The organism is Paenibacillus sp. FSL R7-0179, assembly GCF_038002265.1.
Classification (GTDB): Bacteria; Bacillota; Bacilli; order Paenibacillales; family Paenibacillaceae; genus Paenibacillus_AQ.
This window is the reverse complement of record NZ_JBBOCC010000002.1, coordinates 1-15,000: the sequence shown is the minus strand read 5'-3', so window position 1 is coordinate 15,000 and position 15,000 is coordinate 1. Positions and strand designations below refer to the sequence as shown.

15 protein-coding genes (1 of these 15 only partly in view) are annotated in these 15,000 nt (G+C 54.1%); 4 read left to right on the top strand and 11 right to left on the bottom strand.

The features are described from left to right. Positions 1-390 carry the 5' portion of a hypothetical protein gene (locus tag MKX63_RS16860; RefSeq protein ID WP_341018726.1) on the bottom strand. 327 nt of this gene lie to the left of the window's left edge, so only the first 390 of its 717 coding nucleotides appear in the window; its start codon is at positions 388-390; its stop codon lies beyond the left edge, outside the window. A 103-nt stretch (positions 391-493) separates the two neighbouring features. After that, positions 494-1,051 (bottom strand): GNAT family N-acetyltransferase, encoded by a 558-nt coding sequence (locus MKX63_RS16855; RefSeq protein ID WP_341018724.1) that lies wholly within the window; start codon positions 1,049-1,051, stop codon positions 494-496. A gap of 280 nt (positions 1,052-1,331) precedes the next feature. On the opposite strand from MKX63_RS16855, the gene MKX63_RS16850 reads away from it, so the two are divergent. Next, positions 1,332-2,870, top strand: a complete 1,539-nt coding sequence (locus MKX63_RS16850; protein WP_341023070.1) for an acyl-CoA synthetase — start codon at positions 1,332-1,334, stop codon at positions 2,868-2,870. Positions 2,871-2,967: 97 nt separating this feature from the next. On the opposite strand, the gene MKX63_RS16845 is transcribed toward MKX63_RS16850, so the two are convergent. Then, a complete protein-coding gene (locus tag MKX63_RS16845) occupies positions 2,968-3,540 on the bottom strand; it encodes a hypothetical protein (RefSeq protein WP_341018722.1) in 573 nt (190 codons plus the stop codon). A gap of 101 nt (positions 3,541-3,641) precedes the next feature. Further along, positions 3,642-4,082, bottom strand: a complete 441-nt coding sequence (locus MKX63_RS16840; RefSeq protein WP_341018720.1) for a HEAT repeat domain-containing protein — start codon at positions 4,080-4,082, stop codon at positions 3,642-3,644. 201 nt (positions 4,083-4,283) lie between these two features. Here MKX63_RS16840 and MKX63_RS16835 point away from each other — a divergent pair, with 201 nt between their 5' ends. Next, a complete protein-coding gene (locus tag MKX63_RS16835; RefSeq protein ID WP_341018718.1) occupies positions 4,284-5,240 on the top strand; it encodes an NADP-dependent oxidoreductase in 957 nt (318 codons plus the stop codon). A 32-nt stretch (positions 5,241-5,272) separates the two neighbouring features. Here MKX63_RS16835 and MKX63_RS16830 read toward each other — a convergent pair whose 3' ends face one another. Beyond that, complete coding sequence (locus tag MKX63_RS16830) at positions 5,273-5,983, bottom strand: DUF554 domain-containing protein (RefSeq protein WP_341018716.1); 711 nt, start codon at positions 5,981-5,983, stop codon at positions 5,273-5,275. A gap of 195 nt (positions 5,984-6,178) precedes the next feature. Here MKX63_RS16830 and MKX63_RS16825 point away from each other — a divergent pair, with 195 nt between their 5' ends. Beyond that, entirely contained in the window at positions 6,179-7,375 is a 1,197-nt protein-coding gene (locus tag MKX63_RS16825) for a nucleotidyltransferase domain-containing protein (protein WP_341018715.1), read from the top strand. 447 nt (positions 7,376-7,822) lie between these two features. On the opposite strand, the gene MKX63_RS16820 is transcribed toward MKX63_RS16825, so the two are convergent. From MKX63_RS16820 to MKX63_RS16795, 6 genes are all read right to left on the bottom strand, one after another. Continuing rightward, positions 7,823-9,616, bottom strand: coding sequence for an ABC transporter ATP-binding protein (locus MKX63_RS16820; protein ID WP_341018713.1), 1,794 nt, complete (start codon positions 9,614-9,616; stop codon positions 7,823-7,825). Positions 9,617-9,629: 13 nt separating this feature from the next. Then, a complete protein-coding gene (locus MKX63_RS16815; protein WP_341018711.1) occupies positions 9,630-10,088 on the bottom strand; it encodes a lasso peptide biosynthesis B2 protein in 459 nt (152 codons plus the stop codon). Then, positions 10,085-10,390, bottom strand: a complete 306-nt coding sequence (locus tag MKX63_RS16810; RefSeq protein ID WP_341018709.1) for a lasso peptide biosynthesis PqqD family chaperone — start codon at positions 10,388-10,390, stop codon at positions 10,085-10,087. Before MKX63_RS16810 ends, MKX63_RS16815 begins: the two co-directional genes overlap by 4 nt. Continuing rightward, a complete protein-coding gene (locus tag MKX63_RS16805) occupies positions 10,387-11,325 on the bottom strand; it encodes an aldolase (protein WP_341018708.1) in 939 nt (312 codons plus the stop codon). The genes MKX63_RS16810 and MKX63_RS16805 overlap by 4 nt, the downstream gene beginning before the upstream one ends. A gap of 178 nt (positions 11,326-11,503) precedes the next feature. Beyond that, positions 11,504-11,629: a paeninodin family lasso peptide gene (locus MKX63_RS16800; RefSeq protein WP_036694602.1), complete on the bottom strand. Its 126-nt coding sequence runs from the start codon at positions 11,627-11,629 to the stop codon at positions 11,504-11,506. 28 nt (positions 11,630-11,657) lie between these two features. Beyond that, complete coding sequence (locus MKX63_RS16795; protein WP_341018706.1) at positions 11,658-13,583, bottom strand: asparagine synthase-related protein; 1,926 nt, start codon at positions 13,581-13,583, stop codon at positions 11,658-11,660. A gap of 412 nt (positions 13,584-13,995) precedes the next feature. Between MKX63_RS16795 and MKX63_RS16790 the strand changes: the two genes are divergently transcribed. Then, a complete protein-coding gene (locus MKX63_RS16790) occupies positions 13,996-14,871 on the top strand; it encodes a GNAT family N-acetyltransferase (protein ID WP_341018704.1) in 876 nt (291 codons plus the stop codon). Positions 14,872-15,000: the final 129 nt, after the last annotated feature.

The following is a 15,000-nucleotide window of genomic DNA, read 5'->3' as shown; positions in this document are numbered from 1 at the left end:
GTTCGCAAACGCCTTAGCAATCTGCTCCTTCTGCGCTGCAGTGTATTGTACCGCCGTCAGCTTCACAGCTGAACCATTATCCGGCGTTGTGGTCCCTGTTCCAGTTCCAAGGATAACTTCATTCGTGGAGGCATTGAATGTCACCGGCACCTTCAGTGCATCTGCCATCGCCCGGACCGGAAGATACGTTGTATCCTTATAAGTGATTGGCGCCATCGCTTTGCCGTTGTTATCGACGGGGGTATAGGCCGCTCCATTAACTTTGAACCCGATGCCGTGGTTAAGATAGGCGCTGATCTTCTGCATATTGGTTCCCGCGTAGACCCCTGCTGAACCTGTAACGGCCATTCCGAATACCATTGTTGCTATGATCATTTTTTTGCTTTTCATTGAATATCGTCTCCCTTAGTTAGGCTGTTAGTGTGTTCCTTGCTATGAATTCATTAAACCATTAACTTGTTTCTAACTTGTATCCGGATTGTAAAGAAGTAATTCAAATGCTCACCCCATACACCTCTGTATACAAAACATCTCTGAACCGGCGGAACTCCTTCATTGTCACAGGCTCCGGGTAGGTCATAATGCACAGCGGAAGATCGGCTTGCCCCGCACGCAGCGGCGGCTGCATATAATCATAGGGATTCAGGTAAAAGCCCAGCCGCTCATAGAATCCGATTCTTCTCTGCTCCAGCTCACCGTCCGGCGGCTCTACCTCAAGCAGCACCGGCTTGTCCGAACGCAGAAGGTAGCTGCTCATCAGCTTGCGGCCGATCCCTCCGCTCCGGCGCTGTGGATTCACGGCAATATGCTCAATGAACCGCAGCTGGGGTAACTCCCATGCCGCCAAAAAAGCCAGTATCTCCCCCTCCGCATCCTTGCTGGTATACAGATGATAATTCGGCTGATTCAGCAAAGCCTGCTGCCCGCTGCGGGTTCTAATCTCACTTACCGGAAAAGAGGCTTCCATGATAGCGAATATTTCATTGAATTCTGCTTCACTGATACCTGCTTCATTAATTAATGTCTCATTGATCACTTTATTCTCGTCCATTGCAATGGCCTGCTTTCTGCCGCTTCGCTGCGCAAAGGGCTCTAATGTATGGTTCCCTTATCAAGATAAAAATACTTCCAGGGAGCCTGTATGCATCAAGTTGTTCAAAATAAAGACTGTCACAGAACATTCTCCAATGTCCCAGGGGCTGATTAGCATCTGGTACTAGGAGAACGTGCTATACTGTAGTTAACAGATACATCATTACTTAATAATAGGAGAGGTTCATTTGGATAATCAACGCTGGGTCGCACCTGAATTCTACAATCTCACTTCGGAAATGGAGCAGCATCCTGAAGATAAGATTGCCATTAAATGGTTACATGAAAATGGGAGCCTGGAGCAAATCACTTATGGTGCGCTCATGGCTCAGGCTAACCGTCTCGCCGGCGGACTGGCCGGTCTCGGACTTACGCAAGGCGACCGGGTTCTTGTTATGGTCCCCCGCCGCATCATCGCTTACGCGATATATCTGGCCTGCCTGAAGCTGGGACTGGCTGTTATTCCTTCGTCTGAAATGCTGCGGGCAAAGGATCTCTCGTACCGGCTGCAACACTCTGAAGCACGGGCCGTTATTGTCTGGTCTGAAGCTACAGGGGAAGTCAACAAAATCTCCGATGATCTTCCCGCACTGGACTACCGCTTATCCGTCTCCAGTGGTGCGGCTGAGCCTGAAGAAGGCTGGATCGACCTGGAGGGTCTAATGGAAGGACAAGCTGATTCCTACCCTACGGTTGCCAGCCGCCGCGATGATATTGCCATTCTGGCCTATACCTCCGGAACCACCGGCAATCCCAAAGCAGTAGTTCACACGCATGGCTGGGGATATGCCCATCTGCGGATCACGTCCTCCCTCTGGTTTGATATCCGTGAATCAGATACGGTCTGGGCTACAGCCGCACCGGGCTGGCAGAAGTGGATCTGGAGTCCGTTCCTGACGGTACTCGGCAACGGGGTGACTGGCTTTGTCTATAACGGAGCCTTCCATCCGGAACGCTACCTGCAGTTGCTGCAAGATGAGAAGATCCAGGTATTATGCTGCACACCGACAGAATACCGCCTGATGGCGAAGACTGAAGGTCTGGCAGACTACGACCTGTCCAACCTGCGCTGTGCTGTATCCGCCGGTGAACCGCTGAATCAGGAAGTGATTCATACCTTCCAGCAACACTTCAATATTACAATCCGTGACGGCTATGGACAAACAGAGAGCACACTCATCATCGCAGCGCTGAAGGATGAACCGATCCGGGTCGGCTCCATGGGCAAATCGATTGCTCCGGGCATTGTCGAGGTGATCGACGAGGACGGCCATCCGCTGCCTGCCGGGGTGGTTGGTGATATCGCCGTACATCTGAGCATGCCTGCCTTGTTCCAGAACTACTACAAAGATCCTGAGCGCAAAGCGAACTGCTCGCATGGGGAGTATTTTGTAACCGGCGACCGGGCGCGCAAGGATGAGGACGGCTATTTCTGGTTCGAGGGGCGCGGCGATGACATCATCATCAGCTCGGGCTACACGATCGGGCCATTCGAGGTCGAAGAGGCGCTGATGAAGCATAGCCTTGTTAAGGAATGTGCGGTAGTTGCAAGCCCGGATGAGATCCGCGGATCAGTCGTCAAGGCGTTTATCGTACTGAGAGACGGCCATGCCGGAACACCGGAGCTGACCAAAGAGCTGCAAGCCCATGTGAAGGAGCAGACCGCTCCCTACAAGTATCCGCGCAAAATCGAATACATCACGGATCTGCCGAAGACTACCTCCGGAAAAATCCGCAGAATCGAGCTGCGCGAGCAGGAGAAGCGTGCTAATCTGTAACAAAAGCTACTCTGCCTAAATAATAAAATCCCCGTTCCTGTAGTGATACAGGACGGGGATTTTTTTGTTTTTGACGCCTGAGCGGGCGGTACGTACCTTACTCAGACCAATATTCCGCCTCCGGGTTGAGCGCTGCGCCTACTTCGCCTTCTTTTACCAGATCGCAGTCCAGGTAGCCTTCCTCATCCAGGAAATAGACCTCATGCTTATAGAATTCACACAGCGTCTCCAGAAAATTCTCCGGTGAATCGTACATCACCACCAGATCGCCGTAGTCGTGCAGCAGATCGCAGATCCGTTCCACGCCTTCCTCAGAGCGGTAGTAACAGATATAATCACTTCCGTAGTTCGTTAGCAGCGGCAACACAGTTCCACCGCCGGTATATCCCTTCTCCTGCAGAATCCCTGACAGGATCTTCACTTCATGGCCGTATTCGCCGATATGAATCAGCCGGTAGCCCGGAATGAACTCCAGCAGACTGGGATCTTCCTCGGCCTGGCCCGTTCCAAGAACCTTATCATAGACCACACGCAGGAGCGCAGGTACTTCGGGTGTAAACTCTAATATCACATCGCTGCCTCCTGCCGGAGCTTCACCCAGACTGGCGGTGTACCCGGGACGCAGCTGCGTGGACAACTCAAGGAACTCCTGAAATGTACCGGTAAGCATGTAATCATCCTTTCCCACAAAAATATAGCGGAGCGATAAGGAACGCCCCTATCTCTCCGCTTGGTGCCGTCATGCTAATTCGCTATGTTATTGGAGACCGGTTACTTGGCAGCCGAAGTCCACATCTTCTCCAGCCACTGATCGAAATCCGCGCCCTTCTCGCCTTCATAAGCATCGTAGACGTCAATCCGCATCTTCTTCAGCTTCTCTTTGAACTCTTCGTAAGAATGGTCCTTGGGGAGACTCTTCTTAATCCGCAGAATAATCTTGGACACTCCTCTGAACAGTTCGGCTTTATTCTTCGATGGAACCTTGACCTCTTCGCCAAAAGCCACCAGCTTGTTATATGCGGCTTCTTGCACGGTATATACAGGATCGCTGATCATCAGACGATTAAGGATATCGATAATTTGTTTGTGGTTGTAGCGGCCCAGCTCTTCTACCGCTGCAAGACGCGCTCTCCAGTCTGCGGAACGGCCGGCGGCCTTCTTCAGTTCGTCATAGTTCTCTGGCAGCTCTTGGATTACTTCTTCATTATTCAAGCGTTACAATCCCCTTCTTGGTTAAATCTGATATTTAGAACGTTACCTAGTGCAATTCTACCGTACTGCGCTGCTTGATTTCAATCTTTTGTCCAAACATTCATGGAAAAAGACTTGGGGTACGGATTTTGACTAACGGTAGCCGTATGCGTATAGTATGTACCAAATCATCCGCCATTGGATAAAGGAGGCCAACTATAGATGAAGGCCATTGCTATACATATGACCGGACCGCACGGCGATCTAACGGAGATAGAACTCCCTCTGCCTGTTCCGGGTGAGCACGAGGTGCTGATTGAGATGTATGCGACCTCGCTTCATCCGGCAGATAGCAGAAACCTGGAAGAAGCGCGGATTGCCAGTGGAGAACGCCCTGCTGCCCGTCCGTTCATTCCAGGCGTGGTTGTAGCCGGAATCGTTACGGACACCGGCGCAGGGGTGAACCGCTTCAAGGCTGGCGACGAGGTATTCGGTCTGAAGTCTGCTGCCGAGAGCGGAGGTTACGCGGAATATACGTTGGCCAAGGAGGATGAGCTTGCGCTTAAGCCTCCGGGTTTATCCTTCGCAGCAGCCGGGGTGTTACCCGCTGCCGGACTTGCTGCCTGGCAGGCGCTGGCTGCTGCCAAGGTCGCAAGCCGGGACCGCGTGCTGGTGCAGAATGGTACAGGCGGAACCGGCAGCTTCGCGGTGCAGCTGGCCAAGCTCCGGGGCGCCACGGTGATTACTACCGTCAGCAGCGATGAGGAGCTGGATGTTGTCTGGGGCCTCGGGGCCGATCAGGCGATTAACAGCAGCGTGCAGGATTGTGCCGCGATTCTGGGCCAGAGCATCGATGTGGTGATTGATACCGCAGGAGGCAGTGTGCTAAGCCGCAGCTTCGCCGTACTGGCTCCGGGCGGAAGGCTGATCTCCACGGCTGAACAGCCTGATCCGGCCTTGGCAGCACAGCAAGGAGTTACAGCAGCTTATCTGACTCCCGCTGCCGATCTCTACCAGCTGAGCGAGCTGGCCCGGCTGACGGCCGGGCGGAAGCTGCAGCTGCTGACCGGCGGTACTTTTCCGATGAGTAAGGAAGGGCTGCATACTGCCCATGCGCTCAGCGTAAGCGGGAAGGCACAGGGTGTTATTGCTATCACGATAATTGAAAAGCAGCAATAACGGGATCTTCTTTTTCCAGCGTAGAGAAGGTCTCAATTCACTTGAAAGTTATGTATCAGCACGACCAGCAGCACAGCCACCAGGATACCGGGCAGCAGGTTGGCTACCTTGATCTTGGTGATCCCGAGCAGATTCAGCCCGATTCCGATAATCATGACCCCGCCTGTAGCGGTCATCTCTGCAATACAGTCGCTCAGCAGCGCATCAGGCACAAACCGGGTAATCTGCGTAGCCAGTAAAGCGATGGCCCCTTGATACAGAACAACAGGGATGGCCGAGAACATCACCCCGATGCCCAGTGTAGAAGTCAGAATTATGGCAATGAATCCGTCCATGATGGATTTGGCGTAGAGGATCTCATGATTGCCTTTGATACCGCTGTCCAGCGCACCTAGAATAGCCATCGCTCCCACAACAAACACCAGGCTTGCCGTAACAAAGCCCAGCGAAATACTCCCCCGTCTGCCCGCACCCACTCTGCGCTCCAGCCAATCGCCCGCACGGGTGAATTTGTCTTCAATGTTGATCCACTCCCCGGCCACAGCGCCGATCACAAGACTTAAGATGACGATGAGAAAATCCCCGCTTTTCAAGCCCATCTGCACCCCCAGCAGCATAAGCGCCAGCCCAATCGCCTGCATCACGGTATTCTTCATACTCTCCGGTATCCGCTCCAGCAACCTGCCCAGCAGAGTCCCGGCAATTATTGCTATTCCATTCACGATTGCTCCGAGCAGTACCATTCCTCAGCAACTCTCCCGTCGATTCTTTTCTCTCTTAATCTGCATTATAAGGGCAGCAGCCACTTTGGAGTCAAGATGATTCTCTGCCGGCAGGAATGACAGGTTCCAAGACGCACCGGTGGAAAATTGACAAATTTCGGTTATCGATGGTACGCTCACTAATATCGTTTTTAATAGAAGGTAAGGAGCGTCTCTATGACTGACCGGATGATTCTTAATCAGGCAAGCTTAACCAAGGAAGTACGCCTTATTCTTGCACTACTGAATTCCGGAAATCCAGATGAGACGGCGCGGAAGCATCCGCAGTTGTTCACAGAGGTGAACTGGAACTTATTCGTGGAGCTGAACCGTCAGCACAGGGTGTATCCCTATCTCTATTCCAGGCTGAGCAAGATGGAGGAGAAGGTGGTTCCTTCTGACGTTCTGGAGCAGCTGAAATGGCAATACCGCAGGAATACGGTGCAGATGCTCCAGCTTAGCGGTGAAATGAGCAATATCGCAAGTCAGCTGGCCGAGCTGAATATCCGCTGTCTGTTCCTCAAAGGGCCGGTGCTTGGGCAGGAGCTGTACGGAGACCTGTCGCAGCGCACCTCCCGGGATCTGGACTTCCTGGTGCCGATTGAACAGCTGGAGGATGCCGAAACCCTGCTGATCCGGCTGGGCTATGAGAAGGAAGACAAGTTCGAGAGCCTGCTTGGCGACTGGAAATGGCGGGAGCATCATTCGACGTTCGTGCATCCGATTAGCAATGTTAATCTGGAGCTGCACTGGCGGCTAGGACCGGGTCCTGCCAAAGAACCTGCGTTCGATGAGCTATGGCGTCATTCACGGACCAGCAGCACCTTCGGCCAGAATGTCCGCTATCTGGGGCCGGAGGAGCTGTTCATGTTCCTGGCTGTACACGGTGCGAGACATGCCTGGTCCCGGCTGAGATGGCTGCAGGACATCAAAATGCTGCTAATGGGGCAGCAGCCGCCCGACTCCGCCAAGCTGGTCCGCTTACTACAGCGCTATGATCACAACGCCATAGGAGGACAGACGCTGATTCTGGCCAGTGAGCTGCTGGAGACGCCTGTCGATTCCAGCCTTGCCCCTCTGATGGACAGCCCCAAGGCCCGCAGGCTGGCACAGGACATTCTGTTCTATCTCCCCCGGATTGTGAATTTGAATACCCCTCCGCTGGAGCCGGAGGTGGAGCAACACTTCAAGCGGTACCTGCCGAGCATTCTATCTACCCGAAGCCGGATGCTCCGCTCCGCCAGCTTCCTGTACCCTTATGCTGCGGATGCCAAGACGCTGCCGCTTCCGAAGATGCTGCATTTCTTGTATTTCCCGCTGCGGCCTTTACTGTGGAGCTGGCGGAAGATTACGGGGGCGGAGAAGGAGATGTAGGCAGGGACAGCTATACCAAAAAGGCAAGTGCTGCGTTAGATTAGCAGCACTTGCCTTTTTACGGTTTCGGAGCGGGGTGGCGGCCAGCCAATGTAATCGGTTTTTCGATTACATTCGGGCCACAACCCCTGCGCTCGCCCAATGTAATCGGTTTTTCGATTACATTCGGGCCACAACCCCTGCGCTCGCCCAATGTAATCGGTTTTTCGATTACATTCGGGCCACAACCCCTGTGCCCATCCAATGTAATCGGTTTTTCGATTACATTCGGGCCACAACCCCTGTGCCCATCCAATGTAATCGGTTTTTCGATTACATTCGGGCCACAACCCCTGCGCTCGCCCAATGTAATCGGTTTTTCGATTAAATCTCCGCAGTGAGTGACGTTCTAGCTCTTAGGCAATTTCAATTTCATGTATTTAAGCTCCGTCCATCTCCGTCCGACCCTTATCCAGCTTCTTCCTGCCCCTTCAACAACCGGCTAAACATGCCGCCCTTCTCCGAAGCCAAGCCGCTATAGACTCCCTGCTGGATGACCCGGCCCTGGTCGATGACCAGAATCTGATCGGCATCGCGGATCGTGGACAGGCGGTGGGCAATGACGATGACGGTCACGGAAGCCTTAATCCGCTCCAGCGCCTCCTGAATCCGCTGCTCATTCTCGGTATCGAGCGCGCTGGTCGCCTCATCGAGCACCAGAATCGACGGCTTGCGGATAATGGCGCGCGCCAGTACCAGACGCTGCCGCTCGCCGCCCGACAGGCGGACACCCCGGTCACCGAGCAGTGTATCCAGTCCGTCCGGCAGCTTGCGGACAAAGTCCGCTGAGGAAGCAAACTCCAGTGCCTCCCACAGCTCCGCTTCCTCCGCATCCGGCTTGATCATCATCAGATTATCGCGGATGGTAGCGTTGTACAGGAACGGGTCCTGTGCCACATACCCGATGGATCTCCGGTAGGACAGCAGCCGCTCCCCTGTGACCGGCTCACCATCCGCCAGAATCTCCCCGTTCTCCGGCTGCATCAGTCCCATGAGCAGATCGACGAGCGTGCTTTTGCCGGCGCCTGAACGTCCGACAATCGCCGTCATCTGCCGGGCAGGAATCCGCACATTCACATTCTGAAGCGAATACTCCTCGCCTGCATGATAACGGAAATCGACATTCCGGGCCTCCAGGCCGTACTCCAGCGTCATAGGCGGCACCCGTTCTCCGCCTTGATCGGCTTCATGCTCGGAAGCAGCCAGACATTCTTGCTGCAGCGATTGCAGTTGTTTGAAGGATGGCACTACAGAGGCCAGCTGCTCCAGCAGCGACTGGAGCGTCGAGAAGGTCGGCCACAGCCGGGTGAAGACGAGAATGACCAGCAGCAGATTCGGCCCCTGCACTTGCATGAACCGGAAGGAGACGAAGATAAATACAGCAATCAGCAGCGTGGAGGACAGCTTATACAGGAGCTGGGAGTTAGAGCGCAGGCGAGTGTAGTCGAGCTGCTCCTGCTTGACCTCGCCGGTGAAAGCATGCAGCCATTCGAGGCGGGACTGCTCCAGATTATTGCTTTTGATATCCTTGATTCCGTTCAGCTGATCGGTAATACCGCCCAGATACGTCTTACCCAGCTCTGTGCTGCGGCTGCCCAGCCGCTTCGCCTTGCGGATGAACCGCCGGGAGAAGATAGACAGCAGCGCCGCACAGACCAGCACCGCCAGTGTCATCTTGGGAGATAGCCAGAAGGCAAAAGCAATCTGCACCAGGGTGAACAACAGCGAAGTGAGAAACTGCAGGAAGCCGCTGATACCCGCCAGGACTCTGGCCAGCTCGGTGGTCATCATATTGATCAGATCAGAGGTGCGTTTTCTCAGAAAAAAAGACCACTGCGCCCGCAGCAATGCGCTATAGACCTCAACCCGCAGCTGCCTGCCATAGGTCTGCTGAATCTCGACATTGCGGATTGCCACGAACCTTGCGATCAGATTCTGGCAGAGCACAATCAGAACATAACTGCCCAGCACCAGCAGCAGCGCTGTGGATTGCGGCAGTTCACTGATGAATCCAAGCATGGGAAGATGATAGCCCGCCGCCGCACCGCCCAGCTGAATGCCAGCCATGCCAAGCATGGGAACCAGCAGCAGAATGGCGGAGCTCTCCAGCAGACCGCTGATCACCATGCCCAGCAGATTAAGATACAGCTTCACGCCCGACAAGCGCTGAAGCTGCCGGACGTAGTAGATTATAGCTTGCATGGACCCACCTCGATTACTCGGCTTGTAACACCTTTGCGAACTTCTCCACCACCACGAAGCCTTGCATAGCATCATCCCCGGACACATAATGGGCTCCGCTGCGCAGCCAGGCGTGGGCAATCATTTTCCCCTGCTTATCGCGGGCCACCCCCATATAGAGGGTGCTCTCAATGCCCCGCTTCTCCAGCATCTTCAGGCCGGCTACCGCCCGGACCATACAGGTGCTTTTCCAGGGAGTATAGCGGCTCATCACCCGGATCGCCTTGGTAATCTGCTGGATGCGGCGAATATCGGAAGGTCTGGATACTGTGGGAGTCTCCATAGACTTCACCCCAAGCTGCGGAGCTGTCCCGGCAAAGGGGAACAACAGCTGGATGCGGACCAGCATCAGCCGCCATAACGTCTCAGGAATCAGCGCAAGCACGGCCTTGTCATGCACCAGCAGAAGACGGAGCCGCCGAAGGGTGATCATGGTCCGCTAACGATGGAGACAAGATCCTCATTCAGCAGATTCTGTACAAAATCAATGACATCCTGCTGTGCCAGCTCTGCCGGTACCTCAAAGATCTCCTGCATCTTCCCGGCAATCTGCCTAATGGATACCGGTGACGCCAGCGCTTCCCAGATCTCACCGCCGACTTCGCCGAGGTTGTAGTATTTGCCGTTCTTCACATTCAGCATGACCTTCTCGCCGTCCATGTCACTTGCGATATTGCCTTCCCGTTGAACCAGCACTGACTCCAGTGACAGCACTTCTGCAGTATTCATATTCATAGGTTCATCTCCTTCACCTTGGGCATAATCGTCTCCATAATTAATTCCCTCTGCTGCGGGGCACTGAAGCCCTGCTCAGGGCGGGTCAGCCGGTACATCGGCAGGCGGTTCACGAACGAGGCCAGCAGCCCGAAGTGCCATTCTCTGACCCCCATCGGGTCGACCAGCGCTTTTTGATAAGTATGATTGTATAGGGTATGAAGCCGGTCCAAGCCGCTTATCGCCTCTACGGCCACCGGCCCGTCCTGGACCACAGACAGTTCAAATATGCCGGCCAGCGACAGCGGCTCACTCTGGAACCGGTCATGCACCGGTACGGCGAACTTGGTCTCCCGCTGAAACAGCGGACGGTACGCAGACGAATTCATTCCCAAATAGTCCAGGCTCTGCTGCCACAGCTTCTGCTGCGGATAACCTGGAACAGCTAATGGATGTCCATTATGCACCAACACGGGAATAACGTCGTCACTGACCAGGAGATGTCCCTGATCCATCAGATAGGAGGCAAGCGTGGATTTACCCGCACCTGAACGCCCCACCAGCGCATAGGCCTTATTGTCCAGCACAAGCGAGCTGCCATGCAGGGCCAGTATGCCTTTTTGCATCAATACTACCCCCATACAGCTGCCCAGAATGAACAAGCGGATACTATCGGGATCTGCGCCTGCTGCTGGAGAGACTGTAATCGTACTGCCGTTCTGTATAGAAAAAATAGCAGTGCCTTTCACCATGAACATCACTTCATGCTCCGCGATGCCCAAGTTCGGCGTAATCTTCGGTATTGCTTCCCAGCGCGCAGACAGACTGCCTTCCACTACCGACAGGCTCCCTATCCTTCCGGGGTGGTCCGTACGGGGAAGTTCTGGTAGCGCGAACTCACTGAGGATATGCAGGCCAAAAGCCTTATAACCGAGGCATTGCACTGTGCCAGCCATACTGCTCACTCCATCTCAGTCAATTTCACCCGTTGTCTTGCGGATGACAAGTGGAAACGGCATTGCCGTCCTTTGAAAGGACGGTACCATATCGGAACGTTACTTCGGATAAAGGGATAGCCCTGATCCCCCTCCAGCAAGCTAAGAGGGATTAGGGCTGAACGGTAATGCTGGAAGACTAGGAGTGACTAACGATTTCATCTGGATCGGCTTGGAACGCATCGGCAATGGATACCCCCGGGCCAGCCATAGTCATTTTCACATCCAACACTTCCAATGCAGGCTTGCTGTATTCCTTTTTCATCTTGTCACCCCCTTTCAAGAAACGTCCTTCAGGAGAGCCGCTTCAAAAAGCGGTAGAACACCAGTCCTCGCGTAAGAAGGCGGAAATCTGTGTTAAAGATTAATAATGGTTCGGGCTCACTACCCAGCCGGTCCAAGCATCCGGCGAGCCCGGGACGATTCAGATAAGACGAAGCACGGGGGTCTTGCAGCATCTCCCTCAGCTCCTGCTGGAACCTCTGCCACTCAGGCAGCATCCGGGTAATGCCGTCAGCTCCCTGAATACCGCGCCGGGTCTGGTTAAGCCTGACCTTATCCGGCAGCCGCCCCTCCATCGCCCGGCGGATAAGTGAGCGGTCCATTCCGTCCTGGACATATTGCTCCTCAGGCACCGACATACAGAAGTTGATGACACGCAGGTCATTAGTCGCATCCCGGTCCCATACCCTGTACTTCAGCGACAGCTTGGTAGCCGCCGTTCCGTTCACATTCCAGACATGCGGCTGGCGGAAATGCTCTCTGCGAATATCGTACACGGTCTGGGAAGCAGGCGACTGGTCCAGCTCCTTCAGCCGCTCCTGCACCCCTGTCCGCCGGGCAAATTCAGGATGGATCAGCTCCGGTGCAGCCTCCTGCTTCCGGGCCATCAGCTGGCCCAAGGCGGGAAAGACCTTGCGTCCGGCAATTTTCAGCATTCTTTTGCGGCTTACCCCCATCGAATGGCTGTACAGCTTATTCTCCCGGTAAAAGCGGAACCAGCGGAATTCACGCAGCAGCTTCGCCTGGTAATCCAGCGCAGGTCCCCAGGAGATGCTCCAGTTGCCCCGCTGTCCGCTGAGCAGCACACCCGCATTCTTCAGCCCGGCCTGTTCATATATGCCCCTGAGCCAATAGGAATTCTCTATGAATTTGTAGGGCATCTCCATAATATCGAGCCATTCGTCGATTTCGCCATAAGAGCTGCGGTCAGGAAAATTGTAGAAGCTAGGCTCAATGTTCCCGACATAGTCGATAGTCTCCTGAATATAGGGACGCTCATCGGTCACCCGCTGGCCCAGCTTGAACCCTGTAAAGTGATCCAGGGGATACGAGCTGAAGGTGTAGAGCGGCTTGCCGGTGCGGCGAAGCTCCTCTGCCGCAAAGCTCACCACCGCCCCTGAGTCCAGCCCGCCGCTTAAGTTCGCACCAGCCTCAAGATGGGTACGCAGCCGGTCCCGGACTGCACGTCCGAACACTTCACGGAATGCTTCCTCATACTCGCCATTGCTGCGCAGCCGGAGTGGCGACGGAGTCTGGAATGTGTAATACCGGGAGAAGGTTATCCCCTTCGTGCTAACTGTCATCGAATGTGCCGGGGGCAGCTGTTCCACACCCTGATAGACCGTGGAGAACATATCCGCGACATCCATCCGGCCCTGACCTGCCAGATACTCCGAGATCCACCCTTCATGCAACGCATGTGCTCCATCCATTAGCGTGAGCAATGGATGAATCACAGTGCAGAAGGAGAAATGTCTGCCAGAGCGGTGGAAGTACAGCGTCCGGCTCCCCGAGAAATCCCTTGCTCCAAACAGCGTCTGCCTGCCGGCATCCCAGATCATGAAGGCAAAATCTCCGATCAGATGCACCGGAGCCTGATCCCCCCATTTCTCATAGGCCAGAAGAATCAGCAGGCTGTCCGGCATCGACTCCCGATCCTCCCGGACCACCTGAAGTTGTCCGAAGAGCTCACTGCGGTTATCGATGATGGCGTCAGCTACGATCGCCAGCTTCCGCTGCGGGTCATAATAGGGAAGCACCTCACCCCGGGACTGCGGGGTTATCCACTGTGCGTGGCACCCGAGGAACAGTCCCTCCGCATTCCAGCCCCGGGCATCATCCGCCGGATAACGCTGCAGCTCCTGCATCAGGCGCAGGCCGAGCTCCGGGTCCAGCGGCCCATGCTGCATAGAATAGATCCCGGCGATTGCACTCATGGATTACCTCCAGCTGTCTATAATTTTGCTACCGTTTCAGTACTAGGTTCATTACAACAGGTTCTTAATAGTGAACACTTCTTATTACCTAAGATAACGTTCTTGCCATTAAATGTGAATAGTACCTGAGAGTACTTTTAGGTATCCTTTAGCGTATTGACTTTAGTTAAAATCTATGGTATTAAATCCCCTGAAATATGACCTATGGTATATAATGGCTTATACTAAACGAGACTGATTCACCAAATACCTTCTATAGGAGCTAGAAAGAGCGCTCGCGTAGCCGAACACACTGGCTTTACTTTGGAAGGTATCCTGCGCAATAACAAGACTGATGTACAGGGTGACTTAAGAGACACGATGGTCTACTCAAAGGTTCGCGGGGTTGAATATTAAAAAGGAGCAACTACCTATGAATACTCTTCAATTTGTCTACAATTATAAAGATATAGAGCCGCTGCGGAACAGCTTTTTTGAGCTGGCAAAAGATACGTTCGGGCTGGAGCTGGAGCGCTGGTATGAGGGAGGGTTCTGGACGGATAAGTATGTCCCTTATTCTTATGCAGAGGGAGACCGGATCGTGGCGAATGTCTCGGTGAATTTAATAGAGCTAACTATTAATGGCGTGAAGTCTCCTGCTGTGCAGATCGGGACGGTGATGACTCATCCTGACTATGGAGGGCGGGGCCTGTCTGCCCGGTTGATGGACAAGGTGCTGGAGGAGTATGGACAAGCGTGTGAGTTCATGTATCTTTTTGCCAATGAGTCAGTCTTGGAGTTCTATCCTAAGTTCGGCTTCCGTCCGGTGGAAGAACAGATCTTCTCCATGGCCTGCCCCGGAGGTGCAGCAGGATCTGCGGCAATCCGCAAGCTGGATCTAGCCGACCCGCATGATCTGAGCCTGGTCTCTACTCTCGGAGCGCAGCGGATACCGGTATCTGAGCGTCTGGGCGTCAGCGGCGCCCATGGACTCCTGATGTTCTACTGCCTGAATGTGTTCAGCGATCAGCTCTACTACCTGGAGGACGAGAATCTCATTGCCATCTGCCAGCAGGAGAATGGACAGCTTGAGCTTTTCGATCTGATCAGTACACAGCCTGTCTCCTGCCGTGACATCGCCCTGAAGCTTGCGGACAGCGGCACGGAGACGATCGTCTTCCACTTCACCCCGGATGACCCTGGCCTGGAGTTGTCAGGCAGCAGCCATTCAGAGGGTCTATTCGTCCGCACACAGGGCGGGCAGCAGTATCCTGCGAACGTTAAGCATCCGGCTACTTCCATCGCCTAGTGAAGCATCGGAATTTCTCACAGCATTCATTCGGATGCTGTGAGAATGAGACGCTGGGACGATAGTAACTGCATTTTGTACAATAGAATGCTGTAAAAAAGGCTTCGAAATAGAATCTATTGTATTCCG

What these genes read in the sequence shown, in the direction of transcription:
- MKX63_RS16795 (WP_341018706.1), bottom strand. Translation starts at nt 13,583, where the DNA reads ATGAGTGCAATCGCCGGGATCTATTCTATGCAGCATGGGCCGCTGGAC.
- MKX63_RS16805 (WP_341018708.1), bottom strand. Translation starts at nt 11,325, where the DNA reads ATGGCTGGCACAGTGCAATGCCTCGGTTATAAGGCTTTTGGCCTGCAT.
- MKX63_RS16825 (WP_341018715.1), top strand. Translation starts at nt 6,179, where the DNA reads ATGACTGACCGGATGATTCTTAATCAGGCAAGCTTAACCAAGGAAGTA.
- MKX63_RS16845 (WP_341018722.1), bottom strand. Translation starts at nt 3,540, where the DNA reads ATGCTTACCGGTACATTTCAGGAGTTCCTTGAGTTGTCCACGCAGCTG.
- MKX63_RS16820 (WP_341018713.1), bottom strand. Translation starts at nt 9,616, where the DNA reads ATGCAAGCTATAATCTACTACGTCCGGCAGCTTCAGCGCTTGTCGGGC.
- MKX63_RS16800 (WP_036694602.1), bottom strand. Translation starts at nt 11,629, where the DNA reads ATGAAAAAGGAATACAGCAAGCCTGCATTGGAAGTGTTGGATGTGAAA.
- MKX63_RS16835 (WP_341018718.1), top strand. Translation starts at nt 4,284, where the DNA reads ATGAAGGCCATTGCTATACATATGACCGGACCGCACGGCGATCTAACG.
- MKX63_RS16815 (WP_341018711.1), bottom strand. Translation starts at nt 10,088, where the DNA reads ATGATCACCCTTCGGCGGCTCCGTCTTCTGCTGGTGCATGACAAGGCC.
- MKX63_RS16790 (WP_341018704.1), top strand. Translation starts at nt 13,996, where the DNA reads ATGAATACTCTTCAATTTGTCTACAATTATAAAGATATAGAGCCGCTG.
- MKX63_RS16810 (WP_341018709.1), bottom strand. Translation starts at nt 10,390, where the DNA reads ATGAATATGAATACTGCAGAAGTGCTGTCACTGGAGTCAGTGCTGGTT.
- MKX63_RS16830 (WP_341018716.1), bottom strand. Translation starts at nt 5,983, where the DNA reads ATGGTACTGCTCGGAGCAATCGTGAATGGAATAGCAATAATTGCCGGG.
- MKX63_RS16855 (WP_341018724.1), bottom strand. Translation starts at nt 1,051, where the DNA reads ATGGACGAGAATAAAGTGATCAATGAGACATTAATTAATGAAGCAGGT.
- MKX63_RS16850 (WP_341023070.1), top strand. Translation starts at nt 1,332, where the DNA reads ATGGAGCAGCATCCTGAAGATAAGATTGCCATTAAATGGTTACATGAA.